A 13,670-nucleotide genomic window follows, 5' to 3' on the forward strand; every position below is an offset into this window, starting at 1 on the left:
CATCCTAGCGACAGCAGCGACATTGTTGGGCGATCTGGCGTCCGGGGGTTGAGCGTCTGCACCCCGTGGACACGTCCAGGGTCCGGTGGGAGGGTGGGCGCATGTCGAAGCCTCGGACCAAGCTCGCGCGTGCTGCGCTGATCAGCAACGGGATGGTCTGGTTCGGGCTGTCGTTCATGCTCTTCGCGATCGCCGGCGAGCAGACGTACGCGGCGTTCACCGTTGAGTGGTTCAACGTGCTCGGGTGGGTACTGATCGTCGCCGTGGCCGCCGGCCTGGCGGTCGTCGGGGTGATCGAGAACCGGAACATCCGGGCGGGGAAGAAGTACAAGCCGCGTCCTCGCCGCTGACTACCGCTCGAGCGCGCGTGGCCGTTCCACGCGCGTGACCGGGGGGGTCGAGGGGGCTCTCCCCCTCGTGCGGGCCGGCCCGTTTCGGGTCGGCCCGCGCACGCGCTCAAAAGGTGAGCGTGTGGAGGATCAGGGTCGTGGAGCCGATGGGCTTTCCGAAGTCGGTGTAGTCGAGGGTCGCGCGGCGGTTGCTGATGAGGTCGAGTGCGATCAGCTCCTCCTCGGACTCGTCCGTCATGTCGCCGGGCTCCTCGTCCCATTCGCGGAGGACCTGCCGGCCGGCGTCGAGGACCTTCCACAGTCCCCAGACGTGGGCGATGTGGCCGGTCGTCTCGTATGTGAAGACGAGGGCGGTCGCGGTGGGCCGCCAGCCGTAGGCGGCCGCGGCGACGATCAGCGCTCGCGCTGCGGCGGCGGTCGCGTCGGCGTCGCCGGACGCGGCCGCGGCGTCGACGGCGACCTCGGCCGCTCGCAGCGTCTGGTCCTCCTGGTACGGGTCGAAGCGGTGGGCGGGGCGGGGTGCGGTGGTCGTGGTGGTCATGGTCGGGCCTTCCTGTGCAGCAGTGGGAGAAGAGGAGGGGGCGGGGACCGGCGCGAGCCGGTCTCCGCCGGGTGGGCTAGCTGAGCCCTGCGGCGTCGGCGGGGGTGCTGTCGCCGGTGACGACCTGCTCGACCGGGGAGAGCGCGTATCCCCAGGCCGCGAGCTGGCGGAAGTGCTCGGCCGTGCGCTCGTCGCCGCGGCGCCAGGACTCCTTGCTCGTGTGCGCCTCCTGACCTCCGAGCACGACGGCCAGCGCGACCAGGCGTGCCTTCGCGGGGTTCGCCTCGACCAGCGCTGCGAGGGCGTCGGCGCGGTAGCCGGAGGGGCGCTCGATGCGCAGCAGCGCGTGGGCGAGGTCGCTGCCGCCCGTCATCCCGGAGGACACCGCGAACCGGTGAGCGGTGAGACCGAGAGCGATGACGCGATCCGCGTCCTTGGGGAGGGTCTTGCGGGCGAGGAACGTCGCGATCCACTCGCGGCGCACCTTCTCGGCCGCGTTCCACGCCTTGTTGTTGGCGATGAGCACCTTCCGCTCCGCGGACTTCTCGGCACTCTCCTCCTCGGCCTCCTCCTCGGTCTGCGGCTGCTCGGGGGCTCCGTAGGCGTAGGTGAATCCGGCGGCGGTCGGGTCCTGAACCAGGAGCGTGACCTCGACCTCGCCGCGCCAGCTGGTGTCGATGAGCACTCCGCGGCCGGGAGCGGCCGCGACCTGCTCGGGAGTGACGCTCTTCCCGTCCTCGCCGCGCAGCTGCCGCACCGGCGTCCACGTCGCCTGGTCGCCGTAGGCGTCGGAGCGGGTGAGGATCTGGAAGCCGTTGCCGGTGTACTCGGCGGCGGTCGCCGCGAGGAGCGCCTGGTGCGCGGCCTCGTCGCGGAGGGTCTGCGCGGTGTGCTCGAACTGGGCCGGGTCGTGGGTGGCGACCTCGATCAGGGTCGCGCGGGCCTCGGCGTCGACCTCGAACTCCAACAGCACCGCCGCCTGGTCAGGGTCAGCTCGTGCTCGTGGAGAACGGACGTGACGGTCGCGGACTCCGCGACCGCAAGCCCCTTCTTAACCGCGTCGGTCTTGGTGCCGGTGCGCTTGGCGATCGCTGCGGCGGTGACGCCCTCGAACGCGAGCTGCGCCCACGCGGCGGTGCGGTCCGCGACGCTCAGCTCGGCGCGCTGGTCGTTCTCGATGATCTGCTGAACGATCCGGTACTTCCGAGCCGCCAGCAATCAGTCACGTCGACGAGCCGGTCGTCAGACCGGCCCCCTACGCGCACCAGTCGCGTGAGCGACCGTTGACGCTGCGCGCGGTGTCGCCGGTGCCGAGGTCGACGAGCACGGTCGAGGTCGCGCTGAAGCCCGGCTCGCCCGGGTAGTCGTCCGGCCGGCCCTCGACCGAGACGGTCTCGACCGCGAGGTACTGCCCGTTCGGCGAGAGGCAGACGCCGCGGATGCGCCCCGTCGGCGAGGTGCGGAACACCTCCGAGGTGCCGGACGCGTCGACTCGGACGACGGAGTACTGGGTCGCCCCCGTCTTTGGCGCGTACTCGGCCTCGAGCTCGACGTAGCTCCCGGAGTCGAGGAGCAGGATCTGCACGGGCGACGCGGTCGCGCTCACGTCGGCCGGGGGGAGGGCGAGCGTCTCGACCGAGCCGTCGGCCAGGTCGATCAGCGAGCCCGACTCCGGATCGGCGACCACGAGCCGGTTCGCGCCGGGCACGAATCCGCGCAGCTCCGCGTGCTGCCCGAGCGGGCTGATCGAGCCGGGCGTCAGCAGGTCGAGCAGGAGCACCGTGTCGTCGAGCGAGTGGGTGACGACGGAGGTGGTGCCGGGCACGAACATCCAGTCGCGCGCCCGCAGCGGCCCGCCGTCGATCCCGACCACGGGGACCGCCTCGGCCTTCTGGTCGGTGAGGTCGTAGGAGTAGAGGGCGCGGTCGAGCGGGCCCGACGGCGCCTGCCCGGTGAAGGTCCAGCCGAGCACGCCCTTCTCGGGCGAGGAGTGCAGCTCGCGCACGGTCCCGGGGCCGGGGAGCGGGATCACGCCCTCGGAACCGGTGTCGAGCGTGACCGTGCGGAGGAGGTTCGTGTCGTCCGGCTCGATGGTCACGACGACCAGCACCGGGCCGACGACGGCGTAGTCCTGGATCCGGTCGGCCGTGACGAGGACCCGGGCGTCGCCTCCGGAGAGCGGGCGGACGCGGACGGCGTCGGGCTGCGAGGGGTCGTCGGCGGTGCGGTCGAGGGTGAACAGGTCGGGGTCCTTCGTGGTGAAGGAGGCGGAGACGTCGGCGGCCGAGCCTGTCGCGGCGCTGCGGGCGTCGTCGATTTCGATCTCGTAGCGGGTGGCGTAGCGGAGGGTGTCGGTGAACGTGACGGTGAGCACGCCGCCGTCGAGCTCGGCGGTGTGCGGGGCGTCCGGAGCGACGCGGACGCGGTCGAGTGCGTCGGGCTCGAGAGCCTGGTCGAGGTGCAGGCGGGCGCGGGAGCCGTCGCGCTCGACCACGCCGTCGGTGCTGACCTCGAGGGCGGCGACCCGGGGCCCCTTCGCGACAGTGGCGGCGGTCAGGCCTCCGACCGCGAGGACGAGCACCGCGACGACCGCCCAGAACAGGCGGGGGAAGCGGGAGGCGCCTGCGGAGTCGAGGCCGGGAGCCCGCCGCGCGCCGCCTCCGGCCCGTCGCTCGCTCTGCGCCGACGTGCCGCCGCCGGGAGACGCGCCGCGCTCGGGAGTCGCGCCGCGCTCAGTAGACATACGGCATCGCCGGCTCGTCGATCGGAGTGAGCGCCTCCGGCTCCAGCACGACCGCCTCGGCGCTGGTCACGCTCGGGTTCGCGCCGAAGCCGCCGCTCGCCTCCAGCCACTGCCCCTCCGACCAGGTGTCGGCCCAGCCGGCCTGGTAGACCGGCACGCCCACCGGCTGCGCGTCCACCGCGCAGCAGGTGACGACGAAGCGGGCGATGTAGAAGACGTTCTCGGGGTCGGAGGCGTCGGGGGTCACGAACCCGCTCACCGTGGCCGTGCGGCCGGCGAGGAACTGCTCGCTCGCGCCCTGGCGCAGCAGGGTCGCCCAGTCGCGCACGCTGAAGGAGGCGGTGTCGCCGGTGGGCGCAGCGGCGGTCACGGAGGCGTCGACGGCGCTGGTGTTGACCTCGCGCTGCGTCGCGGTCGAGGCAGTGAGGGCGGCCGGCGGGAGCACGAGCAGGGCGACGGCGGCGGAGGCGATCACCGCGACTCCGGCTGCTACCGCGACCCCCCGGCGCCAGGGCCGGGCGGGTGCGGGGGCGTGAGGGTGCTCGACGTCGTCCTCGTGCGCGTGGGCGTCCTCCTCCGCTCCCGGCACCACCGCGAACGCCGCGATGAGCAGCACTCCGGCGATCACGGCGAGCACCACCGAGAACTCGAAGTAGCGGGGGTGGATGTAGAGGCCGAGCCGGCCGGTCGCCGCGAGCCACAGGGTCGAGACGACGCCGATCAGGCTGAGGACGACGCCCTTCCAGCGGGCGAGGAGGCGCTCAGAGCGCATAGTTCACCGCCAGTCCCAGCACGGCGGCGGCGAGGGCGACCAGCACGGTGACGCGCACCAGCGTCGCGGCCGAGAACGTGGTGCGCAGCAGCGCGAGCATCTTGACGTCGATCATCGGGCCGAAGACGAGGAACGCGATGATGCCTCCCGGCAGGAACGTGGAGCCGAACGAGAGCACGAAGAACGCGTCGACGTTCGAGCAGATCGAGATGACGAAGGCGAGCACCATCAGCGCCAGCACCGACCAGAGCGGGTCGCCGCCGAGCGTGGTCAGCACGTCGCGCGAGACGCCGACCTGGATCAGCCCCGCGATGGCGGCGCCGACGAACAGCGCCGGCATCATCGCCCCGGTCTCCTCGGCGAACAGCAGCACGCTGCGCCGGGAGCGGTCGCGGAGGGAGCGGGACGGCCGCTCGCCCGCCTCGCACGCCGCGCGGAAGCGGTCGGTGAGCAGGCTCATCGGCTCGGAGTGGCGGCTGAAGATCCAGCCGACGAGGTTCGCGATCGCGAAGCCGCCGACGATGCGCCAGACGAGGATCCCGTCGGCCCAGCCGAAGGCCTGGTAGGTCGTGACGATGGTGATCGGATTCACGATCGGCGCGGCGAGGAGGAACGTCATCGACTCCGACACCGAGAGGCCCTTGACGATCAGCCCGCGCGCGAGCGGCACGTTGCCGCACTCGCAGACAGGGAGGAGCACGCCGAGCAGCGAGATCACGAGCCGCCGCGGGAGCGCCCGCTTCGGCAGGATCCTCAGCAGCACGGCCTCGGGCACCCACAGCTGCACCGCGATCGAGAGGACGATGCCGAGGAAGACGAACGGCAGCGACTCGATGACGACGCTGATCGAGAGGGTGAGGAAGTCGCGCACCGCGTCCGAGAGGGCGTCGCCCGCCGCGTCCGGGGCGAGCAGGCGCGTCGCCACGAGGACGGCGACCAGGGCGAGCCCGAGGAGCGGCCCGCGCCGCGACCGCCGGGCGCCCGGGGACGCGCGGGTCGGGGCGGCGAGCGCGGATTCGGGGGACATCCCGACCCATCGTAGGCGGGGGTCCTGCGCGGGGCGGGGCGCGGCTGCGACGTACCCGGCGAGTGTGAGCCCGGCCCCGCGAGGTCCAGCCGCCCGCGAGTGTCCGATGGTCGTCGCACTCGCGCTCGAGTGCGACGACTTCTGGACACTCGGTGCGAGGGCGGGCGCCGAGGGTCGCGGGAGGCGGGCGCGGCACTCGCGCAGCGGCCCTCCGGGTGCAGGATGAGCGCATGCCCGCCTCCCCCACGCACCCCCTCCGCGTGCGGATGCAGCCGCGCGCGATCGACGAGGCGCACCGCGTCTCGAGTCCGCTCGAGCTGCTCGTCGACCTGACCTTCGTCGTCGCGATCGCGCAGATCGCCCAGCAGCTCGCCCACGCCACCGAGGAGGGGCACCTCGCCGAGGGGCTCCTCCCCTTCGGCATGGTGTTCTTCGCGATCTGGTGGGCGTGGATGAACTTCACCTGGTTCGCCTCCGGCTACGACACCGACGACGTGCCCTACCGGCTGCTGACCCTCGCCCAGATGGGCGGCGTCCTCGTGCTCGCGGCCGGCGTCCCGGCCGGCTTCGAGGGGGGCGACTACCGGGCGATCACCATCGGCTACGCGATCATGCGGTTCGCGCTGGTGAGCCAGTGGATCCGCGTCGCCGTGTCCACTCCGGAGCACCGCACCTCCGCCGTGCGCAACGCCGTCGGCTTCTCGATCGTGCAGGTCGGCTGGCTGCTGCGGCTGCTCCTGCCCGAGGAGGTCGGGGTGGTGAGCTTCCTGCTCCTGGTCGCCTGCGAGCTGGCGGTGCCCCTCTGGGCGCAGCGGGCGGGCGACGCGAACTGGCATCCGCACCACGTCGCCGAGCGGTACGGGCTGTTCACGATCATCCTGCTCGGCGAGGGCGTCCTCGCGGCGGTGATGGGCGTGCAGCGGGCGGTGACGGAGGCGGGCGTCAGCACCTCGCTCGTGCTGGTCGCGGCCTGCGGGCTGGTGATCGTGTTCGCGCTGTGGTGGCTGTCGTTCTCGCATCCCTCCGGCGAGCTGCTGGAGCGGCGGCGCGGCCTCTCCTACCGCTGGGGCTACGCGCACTTCGCGGCGTTCGCGGCCCTCGCGGCGCTGGGATCCGGGCTGGAGGCGGCCGTCGCTGCGACCGCGGGCCACCTCGAGGCGTCCGACACGGTGATCGGCGCGGCCGTCGCGGTGCCGGTCGCGGTCTTCGTCCTGACCCTGTGGGCGGTGCACGCGCCGCTCGGCGAGCACCAGCCGATGCCCGCGCGCCGGGCGCTCCCCGGTGTCGCGCTGGCGCTCGCGACTCCGCTCGTGGCGGGGGCGCTCGGCGTGGGCGGGGTGCTGGTCGCGCTGGCCGCGGTCTCGGCGGGGCTGGTCGCCGCGGTGGTCGGGCGCGGGCGCACCGCGGAGTGACGAGTTCGGCGGGCGAGGCGCGTCGACGTCGCGAGAGGCGCGTTGTGGGGGCGGAGGAGCGGACCGCGCCTCGAGACACCGCCCTCGTCGGCGGGACGCCGGCCTGGCGGCGGTGTCCCGGCGGTAGCGGGACGTCTCGGCGAGCGCACCGCGGCAGCGGCTACCCCCGGCGCGGCAGCGGCTCCGGGCGGCGGGGCACCCAGCAGCGGACGCGCGAGCGGTAGCGCTCGAAGTCGGCGCCGAAGCGGGCGGCGAGGTCCGCCTCCTCCAGCGGGCGCACGGCCCGGTTCCAGACGACGGCGCCGAGGAGTGCGTACAGCACGACCAGCCACGACGAGAGCAGCAGCCCGACCGCCGCTCCCTGCACGATGCCGGCGACCGCCATCGGATTGCGGACCCAGCGGTAGGGGCCGGCGATCACCAGCCGGCTGGTCATCGCGATCGGAAGCGGCGTGCCGTCGCCGAGGAGCGACATCGTGAGCCCCGACCAGATCCCGAGCGCGCTCGCCGCGACCAGCAGCAGGACGCCGACGCCGACGACCGCGGGCGGTGCCGCTCCGAGGCTCACGCCCCAGCGCTCCTCCAGCGCGGCGATCACCAGCGGGACGACGACCAGCGCGCCTCCCCAGAACACCGCGATCTGCCCGAGGGTCGCGGCGAGGTGCGATCCGGGTCGGCGGCCAGCGGTCGCGACCCGGAAGGTGAAGGGACCGGAGGCGATCCAGCGCGTGGGCACCCGGCCGAGCAGGAGCAGGCACGCCGCGACGACGGAGCCGCCCGCCGCGGCGAGCATCGCGACGACGCCCCAGCCCGCCTCCCCCGTCAGGGTGGCCCAGACGGCCAGGGCGACCGCGACGAGGAGCGTCCAGGCCGTCGCGGTGACGGCCGCCCAGCGGACGCCCGTGGCGGCGAGAGCGGAGGCGCCGACGAACAGCGGGAGGTCGAGAGCCGCGACAGGGACGGGATCGAGGCTGCCGAGCGTCGCGATCCGCACGGCGGGGACGAGCGCCACGGCGACCCACCAGGCCACTCCGCCGAGGGCCTGCACGGCGAAGTAGAGGCGTCCCCAGGGCATGGCTGCACGGTACTTCATAGCTGAACCCAAGGAACGACCCAGGGCGTTGACGGGCTCGGCGCCCTAGGCTCGGAACCAGTTCCCGCCGCCTCCACGAGAAGCGGCCCACCACGACGCCAAGGACGACGCCGATGAACCGCACGACCGTGATCACCGCACTCGCCTGCGGGCTCCTCCTCACCGCCGCCGCAGCCACTCCCGCTGTCGCCGCGACCTCGGACACCGCCGGGGACTCCACCCGCTCCGTCGACGAGTTCGGCGTTCTCGCCGCGACCGACGGCGACACGCTGCTGATCAACGGGCGCGCCTTCCTCCTCGAGTAGGTCCTCCCCGCCGGGCACGGCCGCGAGGACGCCACTCGCGGCGCCGGCCTCCTGATCCGCCGCTGCGTCGACGTCGACGCCGCCGCGGCCGTATTCCTGGTGGCCGTCATCGAGGCCGCCGCCCCCGTTCGCCGAAGCCAGCGCCCTGATGGTCGGTGCGCGAAGCCTCGCCGCGGGCGACCCCGGATCGTCATCCACCCCCACTAGGGTGACGCTACTCATGCCCGGTCCTCCGGCCGTGGACCGGATCCGACACGGATCCCGCGAGGGGTGCCGCCCGGCAGTCGTCTCGCCCGTTCGCGGACCGCCCTCCCCGGGAAGGCTCCGCCTCCCCGCGGCTGGAGTCAGCATGGAGTCCCCCTTCCCCCTCGCGCACCGGCGATCCGGCACCACCGTCGGACTGCTGTCGACCTTCCCGCCCACGCGGTGCGGGCTCGCGACCTTCACCGAGGCCCTCGGCGGAGCACTGGCCGACGACCACGGCGCCGGCATCCGCACCGTCCGCGTGATGGACGAGCTCGCCGTGCCCGGATCGACGCCCGGCACGAGCGTCGTGGCCGAGCTCGTCGCGGGCGACCCGGCGAGCACCGCCCGCGCGGCCGCCGAGCTCGACTCCTGCGACGTCGCGATCATCCAGCACGAGTACGGCATCTACGGCGGACCCGACGGCGACGAGGTGATCGCGCTGATGGAGCGGCTGGCCGTGCCCGTGATCGTGGTCCTGCACACGGTGCTGGAGACGCCGACCCCCTCGCAGCGCCTCGTGCTGGAGCGGGTCGCCTCCCTCGCCGACGCGGTCGTGGTGATGACGGCCGTCGCGGCCGAGATCCTCGAGCGCCGGTACGACGTGGACGCCTCGCGCGTCGTCGTCATCGCGCACGGCGTCCCCGTCTGGAACGCGGCCGCCCGCCCCGCCGCCGCCGCGGATCCGCAGATCATCACCTGGGGCCTGATCGGCCCGGGCAAGGGCATCGAGTGGGGGATCCGCGCGATGGCCGACCTGCGCGACGCCGGCGTCTCCGCCCACTACACCGTCTACGGGCAGACGCACCCCAAGGTCGTCGCGCACGCCGGCGAGGCCTACCGGGAGTCGCTGGCCGACCTGATCGCCGAGCTGCGGCTCGAGGACCGGGTCGTGCTCGACGGCCGCTACCTCGATCCCTTCCAGCTCGCCGCGGCGGTCGCCGACGCCGACGCCGTCCTGCTGCCCTACGACTCCCGCAACCAGGTCACCTCCGGAGTGCTCGTCGAGGCGCTGGCCGCCGGACGACGGGTCGTCGCGACGGAGTTCCCCCACGCTCTCGAGCTGCTCGGGAACGGCCGCGGCCGCACGGTCGCGCACGAGGACCCCACTGCGATGGCCGCGGCGCTGCGCGAGGTGCTCGCCGACTCCGCCCCCGCAGCCGCTCCGGCCGCCCTCTCCTGGCCCGCGGCCGCCGGCCTCTACCTCGATCTCGTCGAGCGCCTCCGCATCGAGCACGCGGCGTGACCGCGGGGCCCGCCCTCGCGACGGCACTCCCCTACGAGCACCTCGACGCCCTCACCGACGAGCGCGGGCTGCACGAGCACGCGCTGCTCGACGCGCCCCGTCCCGAGCACGGCTACTGCGTCGACGACGTCTCGCGCGCCCTGATCGTGGTGGCGCAGGAGCCGGAGCAGACGTTCCGGACCCGTCGCCTCACGGAGCAGTACCTCCGCTTCCTCGAGGCGGCCGCCGAGCCGGACGGCACCGTGCACAACCGGCTGTCGCCCGACGGCGAGTGGGCCGACGCCTCCTCGCTCGGCGACTGGTGGGGCCGCAGCGTCTGGGCCGCGGGGGTCGTCGCCGCGCACGCCGAGCTGCCGCTGACCCGCCGCCGCGCGATGCGGCTCTTCCTCCACCTCGCGGAGGAGCGCTCGCCGGACCTGCGCGCCATGACGTTCGCGGTGCTCGGCGCGGTCGAGGTCGTCGCCGTCCGCCCGCACTCGCTGGTCGCGGTCCAGCTGCTGCACGACGCCGCGCCGATGCTCCTCTCCTGCACGGATCAGGCCTGGCCCTGGCCGGAGGCGCGCCTGCGCTACGCCAACGGCTGCGTCCCCGAGGCGCTCCTGGCGGCCGGCGAGGCGCTGCAGGATCCGCCGCTGCTCGCGCGCGGGTTCGCTGCCCTCGCCTTCCTGCTGGGCCTCGAATCGCGCGACGGCCGCCTCTCGGTGACGGGCGTGGCCGGCCGCGGGCCGGACGAGCTCGGAGTGCTCTTCGACCAGCAGCCGATCGAGGTCGCCGCCATCGCCGCCGCGTGCGCCCGCGCCCTGACGCTCGACGAGGATCCGCTCTGGCGCGAGGGCCTCGCCTCCTGCTGGGCCTGGTTCCACGGGGTCAACGACTCCGCGACCGTGATGGTCGATCCGCTCTCCGGCGCCGGGTACGACGGGCTGGAGCCTCAGGGGCGCAACGAGAACCGGGGCGCGGAGTCGACGATCGCCGCCCTGCACACCTCGCTCGTGGTGCGGCGGGCCGGCCTGCAGCCGACGCGGCCGAGCGTCCCGGCGGCCCCCGCGGCCGTCGCCGCCCGATGACCATAGGACCCGGGGACCCGGCGGCCGGGCTGCGGATCGCGATGCTCGCGCCGGTCGCGTGGCGCACGCCGCCGCGCCACTACGGGCCGTGGGAGCAGGTCGCGAGCCTCCTGACCGAGGGGCTGGTCCGCCGCGGAGCCGACGTGACGCTCTTCGCGACCGGCGACTCCGTGACGACGGCCGCGCTCGAGTCGGTCGCTCCGACGGGCTACGCCGAGTCGGGCCGCGACGGCCGCGTCTGGGAGGCGCTGCACATCGCGGCGGTCCTCGACCGCGCCCGCGAGTTCGACCTGGTGCACAACCACCTCGACTGGCTGCCGCTCGCCCTCGCGGCGCAGTGGCCCGTGCCACTCGTGACGACGGTGCACGGCTTCTCGGGGCCCGAGATCCTGCCCGCCTACCGCGAGGCGCTGCGGCATCCGCGCACCGCGCACCTGGTGTCGATCTCGGACAGCGACCGCTCCCCCGAGCTCGACTACGCGGCGACGGTGCACCACGGGATCGACGTGGACGGCTTCCCCGCCGGATCCGGAGGCGAGGACCTCGTGATCCTCGGCCGGATCCACCCCGACAAGGGCACGGCGGAGGCGGTCCGGATCGCCGCCGCGGCCGGGCGCCGACTCCTCCTCTGCGGCATCGTCCAGGACGAGCGCTACTGGCGCGAGGAGGTCGAGCCGCTCGTCGACGGGACGCGCGTCGTCTACCGCGGCTCGGTCGGGCCGGAGGAGCGCGCCCTCGTCCTCGGCGGGGCGCTCGCACTCCTGCACCCGATCGGCTTCGACGAGCCGTTCGGCCTCTCCGTCGTCGAGGCGACGGCGTGCGGGACGCCGGTGATCGCGTACCGCCGCGGATCCATGGCCGAGATCATCGACGAGGGCGTCACCGGGTACGCGGTGGGCTCCCTGTCGGAGGCGGTCGCCGCGGTCGAGCGGGTCGGACTCCTCGACCGCGCGGCCGTGCGAGAGACGGCGCGCCGCCGCTTCGCGGTGGATCGGATGGTCGACGAGTACCTGGCGGTGTACGCGGGAGTGCTGGGGCGCTGACGCCGGCGTCACATCGGCATCGGATGCTCGCGTGACTCCCGGCCGTCTGCACCGAGTCGCCCGGGAGGGCTCGTTCTCGACGCGGAGAACGAGCCCTCCCGGGCGACTGAGCGATGCTGATAGGAAGAGGCCGTGCCTCGACCTCATCTCTTCGTCACCCGCGGGAGCCTCCTCCACTTCGCCTGCGACGCGTGGCTCCTGCCGACGGACCGCTTCCTCTCGTTCACCGACTTCTGGCGCGGGGTCCCGCAGCTGGAGGATCGCGCACGCGCCGCGCTGACTCCGGAGTTCTCGGACGGCCGACAGGCGGCACTGCCGCTCGCGCCGCGCGACGGCGAGCCCACTCCCGTCCTCACCGCAGTCCCCGATCACGCCGTGCGCGACGCCGAGGACAGCGAAGGACTCGCCGACATCGCCCGCCGCCTCCGGGCCTTCGTCGAGGTCGCCGCGCGGACGGCGACGAGGGATCGGCGCACGAGGCGGCCGCTGCCGCTCCTGGCCGTGCCGCTCTTCGCGACGGCGGGAGGCGGATCAGGGACCCTCCGCGACGCCGTGCTCGCCCACCAGCTCCGCGTGCTGCGGGAGGCCGCCGAGGCGTTCCAGGTCGACATCGCGATCGTCACCCTCCGCGCCGACGTCCACGCCTTCGCCCAGTCCAGGCGGCGACTCGATCCCGCGACGTCCTGGCCCGAGCTGGAGGCTCCGGCCCTCGAGGAGGCGCAGAGCCTCGCCGAGCGCGCCCGTCGCCGCCGGCTCGTGCCCTTCCTCGGCGCCGGGACCAGCGTCAGCGCCGGCGGCCCCTCCTGGGACGGACTGCTCGAGGAGCTCGGCCGCGAGATCGGACTCGACTCCGACACGTCCGCGGTCCTCAGCGGGAAGAACGTGCTCGACCAGGCGTCCTACCTCGCGACGCTCTTCGACGAGGAGCAGCCCGGACGGTTCGCCGAGGCCGTCGCCCGTGAGATCGGATCCCTCGAGCGGTACGGTCTCGCGCCGGCGCTCCTCACCGCGATCGACTCCGAGCAGGCCATCACGCTCAACTACGACCGCCTCTTCGAGACGGCGTCCGAGGACGCGGGCGTCCCCCGCGCCGTCATCCCCGGCGACCACGAGGGCGACCACGAGCGCTGGCTCCTCAAGCTCCACGGCACCGTCGACGACCCGTCCTCGATCGTCCTGACGCGCGACGACTACCTCGGCTTCGACTCCTCCCGCCGCGCCCTGTCGTCAATCGTGAAGGCCACGCTCGCGACCCGGCACCTGCTCTTCGTCGGCTTCGGCCTCACCGACGACCACTTCCACGAGATCGTCCACGACGTCCGTCGCGCGTTCCCTCCCTCCGCCTCAGGAACGCTCGCGACCGCGCTCACCCTCTTCGCCGATCCGCTCGACGAGCGCCTCTGGCAGGGGAGGCTGCGGCTCGTGCCGATGCTGCCGGTGCCCCGCGATCCGTCCCGCGTCGGCGAGGCCGCACGCCTCCTCGAGATCTTCCTCGACGCCCTGGCCGCCTTCGCGACGGACGCCCACTCGTACCTCCTCGCGCGAGGGCACGAGAGCGCGATGACCGGGGCGGAGCTACGGCTGCGGGAGCGGCTCACCGCGCTGCTGCTGGAGGCGACGGCGGAGGAACGGGCGACCGGGGCGTGGCAGGAGGTCGCGGGGATGAGTGAGCGGCTGGGTGGGGAAGGGCGCTAGCTCGGACAGCGCTCGTCGCTCGAGGGCCGAACGGCCGAGCCGGCGGTCGTCGGCGAGTCCTGCGCGAATGGACGAAGGACCAGCGGATCGACTGATCGCGGGCGAGAGGTCACCGACCTCCCGCCCGGCACCG

Annotated in this window: 14 protein-coding genes; 7 read left to right on the top strand and 7 right to left on the bottom strand. The window is 73.9% G+C overall.

Annotated features, from left to right (window positions below):
- Positions 1–101: 101 nt before the first annotated feature.
- Entirely contained in the window at positions 102–350 is a 249-nt protein-coding gene (locus C5D36_RS05455; RefSeq protein WP_104295361.1) for a hypothetical protein, read from the top strand.
- Positions 351–456: 106 nt separating this feature from the next.
- On the opposite strand, the gene C5D36_RS05460 is transcribed toward C5D36_RS05455, so the two are convergent.
- From C5D36_RS05460 to C5D36_RS05485, 6 genes are all read right to left on the bottom strand, one after another.
- Entirely contained in the window at positions 457–891 is a 435-nt protein-coding gene (locus tag C5D36_RS05460) for a hypothetical protein (protein ID WP_104295362.1), read from the bottom strand.
- Between the two features lie 76 nt (positions 892–967).
- The gene (locus tag C5D36_RS05465) at positions 968–1,864 is read right to left on the bottom strand and encodes a hypothetical protein (RefSeq protein ID WP_146083712.1); all 897 of its coding nucleotides are present in this window, start codon (positions 1,862–1,864) and stop codon (positions 968–970) included.
- On the bottom strand, positions 1,819–2,109 hold the full coding sequence (locus tag C5D36_RS05470) for a hypothetical protein (protein WP_104295364.1): 291 nt from the start codon (positions 2,107–2,109) through the stop codon (positions 1,819–1,821). Before C5D36_RS05470 ends, C5D36_RS05465 begins: the two co-directional genes overlap by 46 nt.
- 37 nt (positions 2,110–2,146) lie before the next feature.
- A complete protein-coding gene (locus C5D36_RS05475; protein WP_104295365.1) occupies positions 2,147–3,634 on the bottom strand; it encodes a hypothetical protein in 1,488 nt (495 codons plus the stop codon).
- On the bottom strand, positions 3,624–4,406 hold the full coding sequence (locus C5D36_RS05480) for a TIGR03943 family putative permease subunit (RefSeq protein WP_104295366.1): 783 nt from the start codon (positions 4,404–4,406) through the stop codon (positions 3,624–3,626). The genes C5D36_RS05475 and C5D36_RS05480 overlap by 11 nt, the downstream gene beginning before the upstream one ends.
- Positions 4,396–5,433: a permease gene (locus C5D36_RS05485; protein WP_104223382.1), complete on the bottom strand. Its 1,038-nt coding sequence runs from the start codon at positions 5,431–5,433 to the stop codon at positions 4,396–4,398. The genes C5D36_RS05480 and C5D36_RS05485 overlap by 11 nt, the downstream gene beginning before the upstream one ends.
- A gap of 230 nt (positions 5,434–5,663) precedes the next feature.
- Between C5D36_RS05485 and C5D36_RS05490 the strand changes: the two genes are divergently transcribed.
- A complete protein-coding gene (locus tag C5D36_RS05490; protein ID WP_219812579.1) occupies positions 5,664–6,845 on the top strand; it encodes a low temperature requirement protein A in 1,182 nt (393 codons plus the stop codon).
- A gap of 160 nt (positions 6,846–7,005) precedes the next feature.
- On the opposite strand, the gene C5D36_RS05495 is transcribed toward C5D36_RS05490, so the two are convergent.
- Positions 7,006–7,920: an isoprenylcysteine carboxylmethyltransferase family protein gene (locus C5D36_RS05495; protein WP_104295367.1), complete on the bottom strand. Its 915-nt coding sequence runs from the start codon at positions 7,918–7,920 to the stop codon at positions 7,006–7,008.
- Positions 7,921–8,051: 131 nt separating this feature from the next.
- On the opposite strand from C5D36_RS05495, the gene C5D36_RS05500 reads away from it, so the two are divergent.
- The 5 genes from C5D36_RS05500 to C5D36_RS05520 all read left to right on the top strand — a co-directional run bounded on the left by C5D36_RS05500 (position 8,052) and on the right by C5D36_RS05520 (position 13,537).
- The gene (locus C5D36_RS05500) at positions 8,052–8,243 is read left to right on the top strand and encodes a hypothetical protein (RefSeq protein ID WP_104223384.1); all 192 of its coding nucleotides are present in this window, start codon (positions 8,052–8,054) and stop codon (positions 8,241–8,243) included.
- Positions 8,244–8,592: 349 nt separating this feature from the next.
- Positions 8,593–9,732 (top strand): glycosyltransferase, encoded by a 1,140-nt coding sequence (locus tag C5D36_RS05505; RefSeq protein WP_104295368.1) that lies wholly within the window; start codon positions 8,593–8,595, stop codon positions 9,730–9,732.
- Positions 9,729–10,799: a glycosyltransferase gene (locus C5D36_RS05510; protein WP_181072780.1), complete on the top strand. Its 1,071-nt coding sequence runs from the start codon at positions 9,729–9,731 to the stop codon at positions 10,797–10,799. Before C5D36_RS05505 ends, C5D36_RS05510 begins: the two co-directional genes overlap by 4 nt.
- Entirely contained in the window at positions 10,796–11,842 is a 1,047-nt protein-coding gene (locus C5D36_RS05515) for a glycosyltransferase family 4 protein (RefSeq protein WP_258062871.1), read from the top strand. The genes C5D36_RS05510 and C5D36_RS05515 overlap by 4 nt, the downstream gene beginning before the upstream one ends.
- 132 nt (positions 11,843–11,974) lie before the next feature.
- Positions 11,975–13,537 (top strand): SIR2 family protein, encoded by a 1,563-nt coding sequence (locus C5D36_RS05520; protein WP_104295370.1) that lies wholly within the window; start codon positions 11,975–11,977, stop codon positions 13,535–13,537.
- Positions 13,538–13,670: the final 133 nt, after the last annotated feature.

Origin of the sequence: Rathayibacter sp. AY1C6, from assembly GCF_002931535.1 — a bacterium.
Taxonomy (GTDB): Bacteria; Actinomycetota; Actinomycetes; order Actinomycetales; family Microbacteriaceae; genus Rathayibacter.

Bases quoted from the DNA above. Each gene is read 5' to 3' on its own strand.
- C5D36_RS05475 (WP_104295365.1), bottom strand. From the start codon at position 3,634: ATGTCTACTGAGCGCGGCGCGACTCCCGAGCGCGGCGCGTCTCCCGGC.
- C5D36_RS05495 (WP_104295367.1), bottom strand. From the start codon at position 7,920: ATGCCCTGGGGACGCCTCTACTTCGCCGTGCAGGCCCTCGGCGGAGTG.
- C5D36_RS05500 (WP_104223384.1), top strand. From the start codon at position 8,052: ATGAACCGCACGACCGTGATCACCGCACTCGCCTGCGGGCTCCTCCTC.
- C5D36_RS05515 (WP_258062871.1), top strand. From the start codon at position 10,796: ATGACCATAGGACCCGGGGACCCGGCGGCCGGGCTGCGGATCGCGATG.
- C5D36_RS05485 (WP_104223382.1), bottom strand. From the start codon at position 5,433: ATGTCCCCCGAATCCGCGCTCGCCGCCCCGACCCGCGCGTCCCCGGGC.
- C5D36_RS05490 (WP_219812579.1), top strand. From the start codon at position 5,664: ATGCCCGCCTCCCCCACGCACCCCCTCCGCGTGCGGATGCAGCCGCGC.
- C5D36_RS05480 (WP_104295366.1), bottom strand. From the start codon at position 4,406: ATGCGCTCTGAGCGCCTCCTCGCCCGCTGGAAGGGCGTCGTCCTCAGC.
- C5D36_RS05460 (WP_104295362.1), bottom strand. From the start codon at position 891: ATGACCACCACGACCACCGCACCCCGCCCCGCCCACCGCTTCGACCCG.
- C5D36_RS05505 (WP_104295368.1), top strand. From the start codon at position 8,593: ATGGAGTCCCCCTTCCCCCTCGCGCACCGGCGATCCGGCACCACCGTC.
- C5D36_RS05455 (WP_104295361.1), top strand. From the start codon at position 102: ATGTCGAAGCCTCGGACCAAGCTCGCGCGTGCTGCGCTGATCAGCAAC.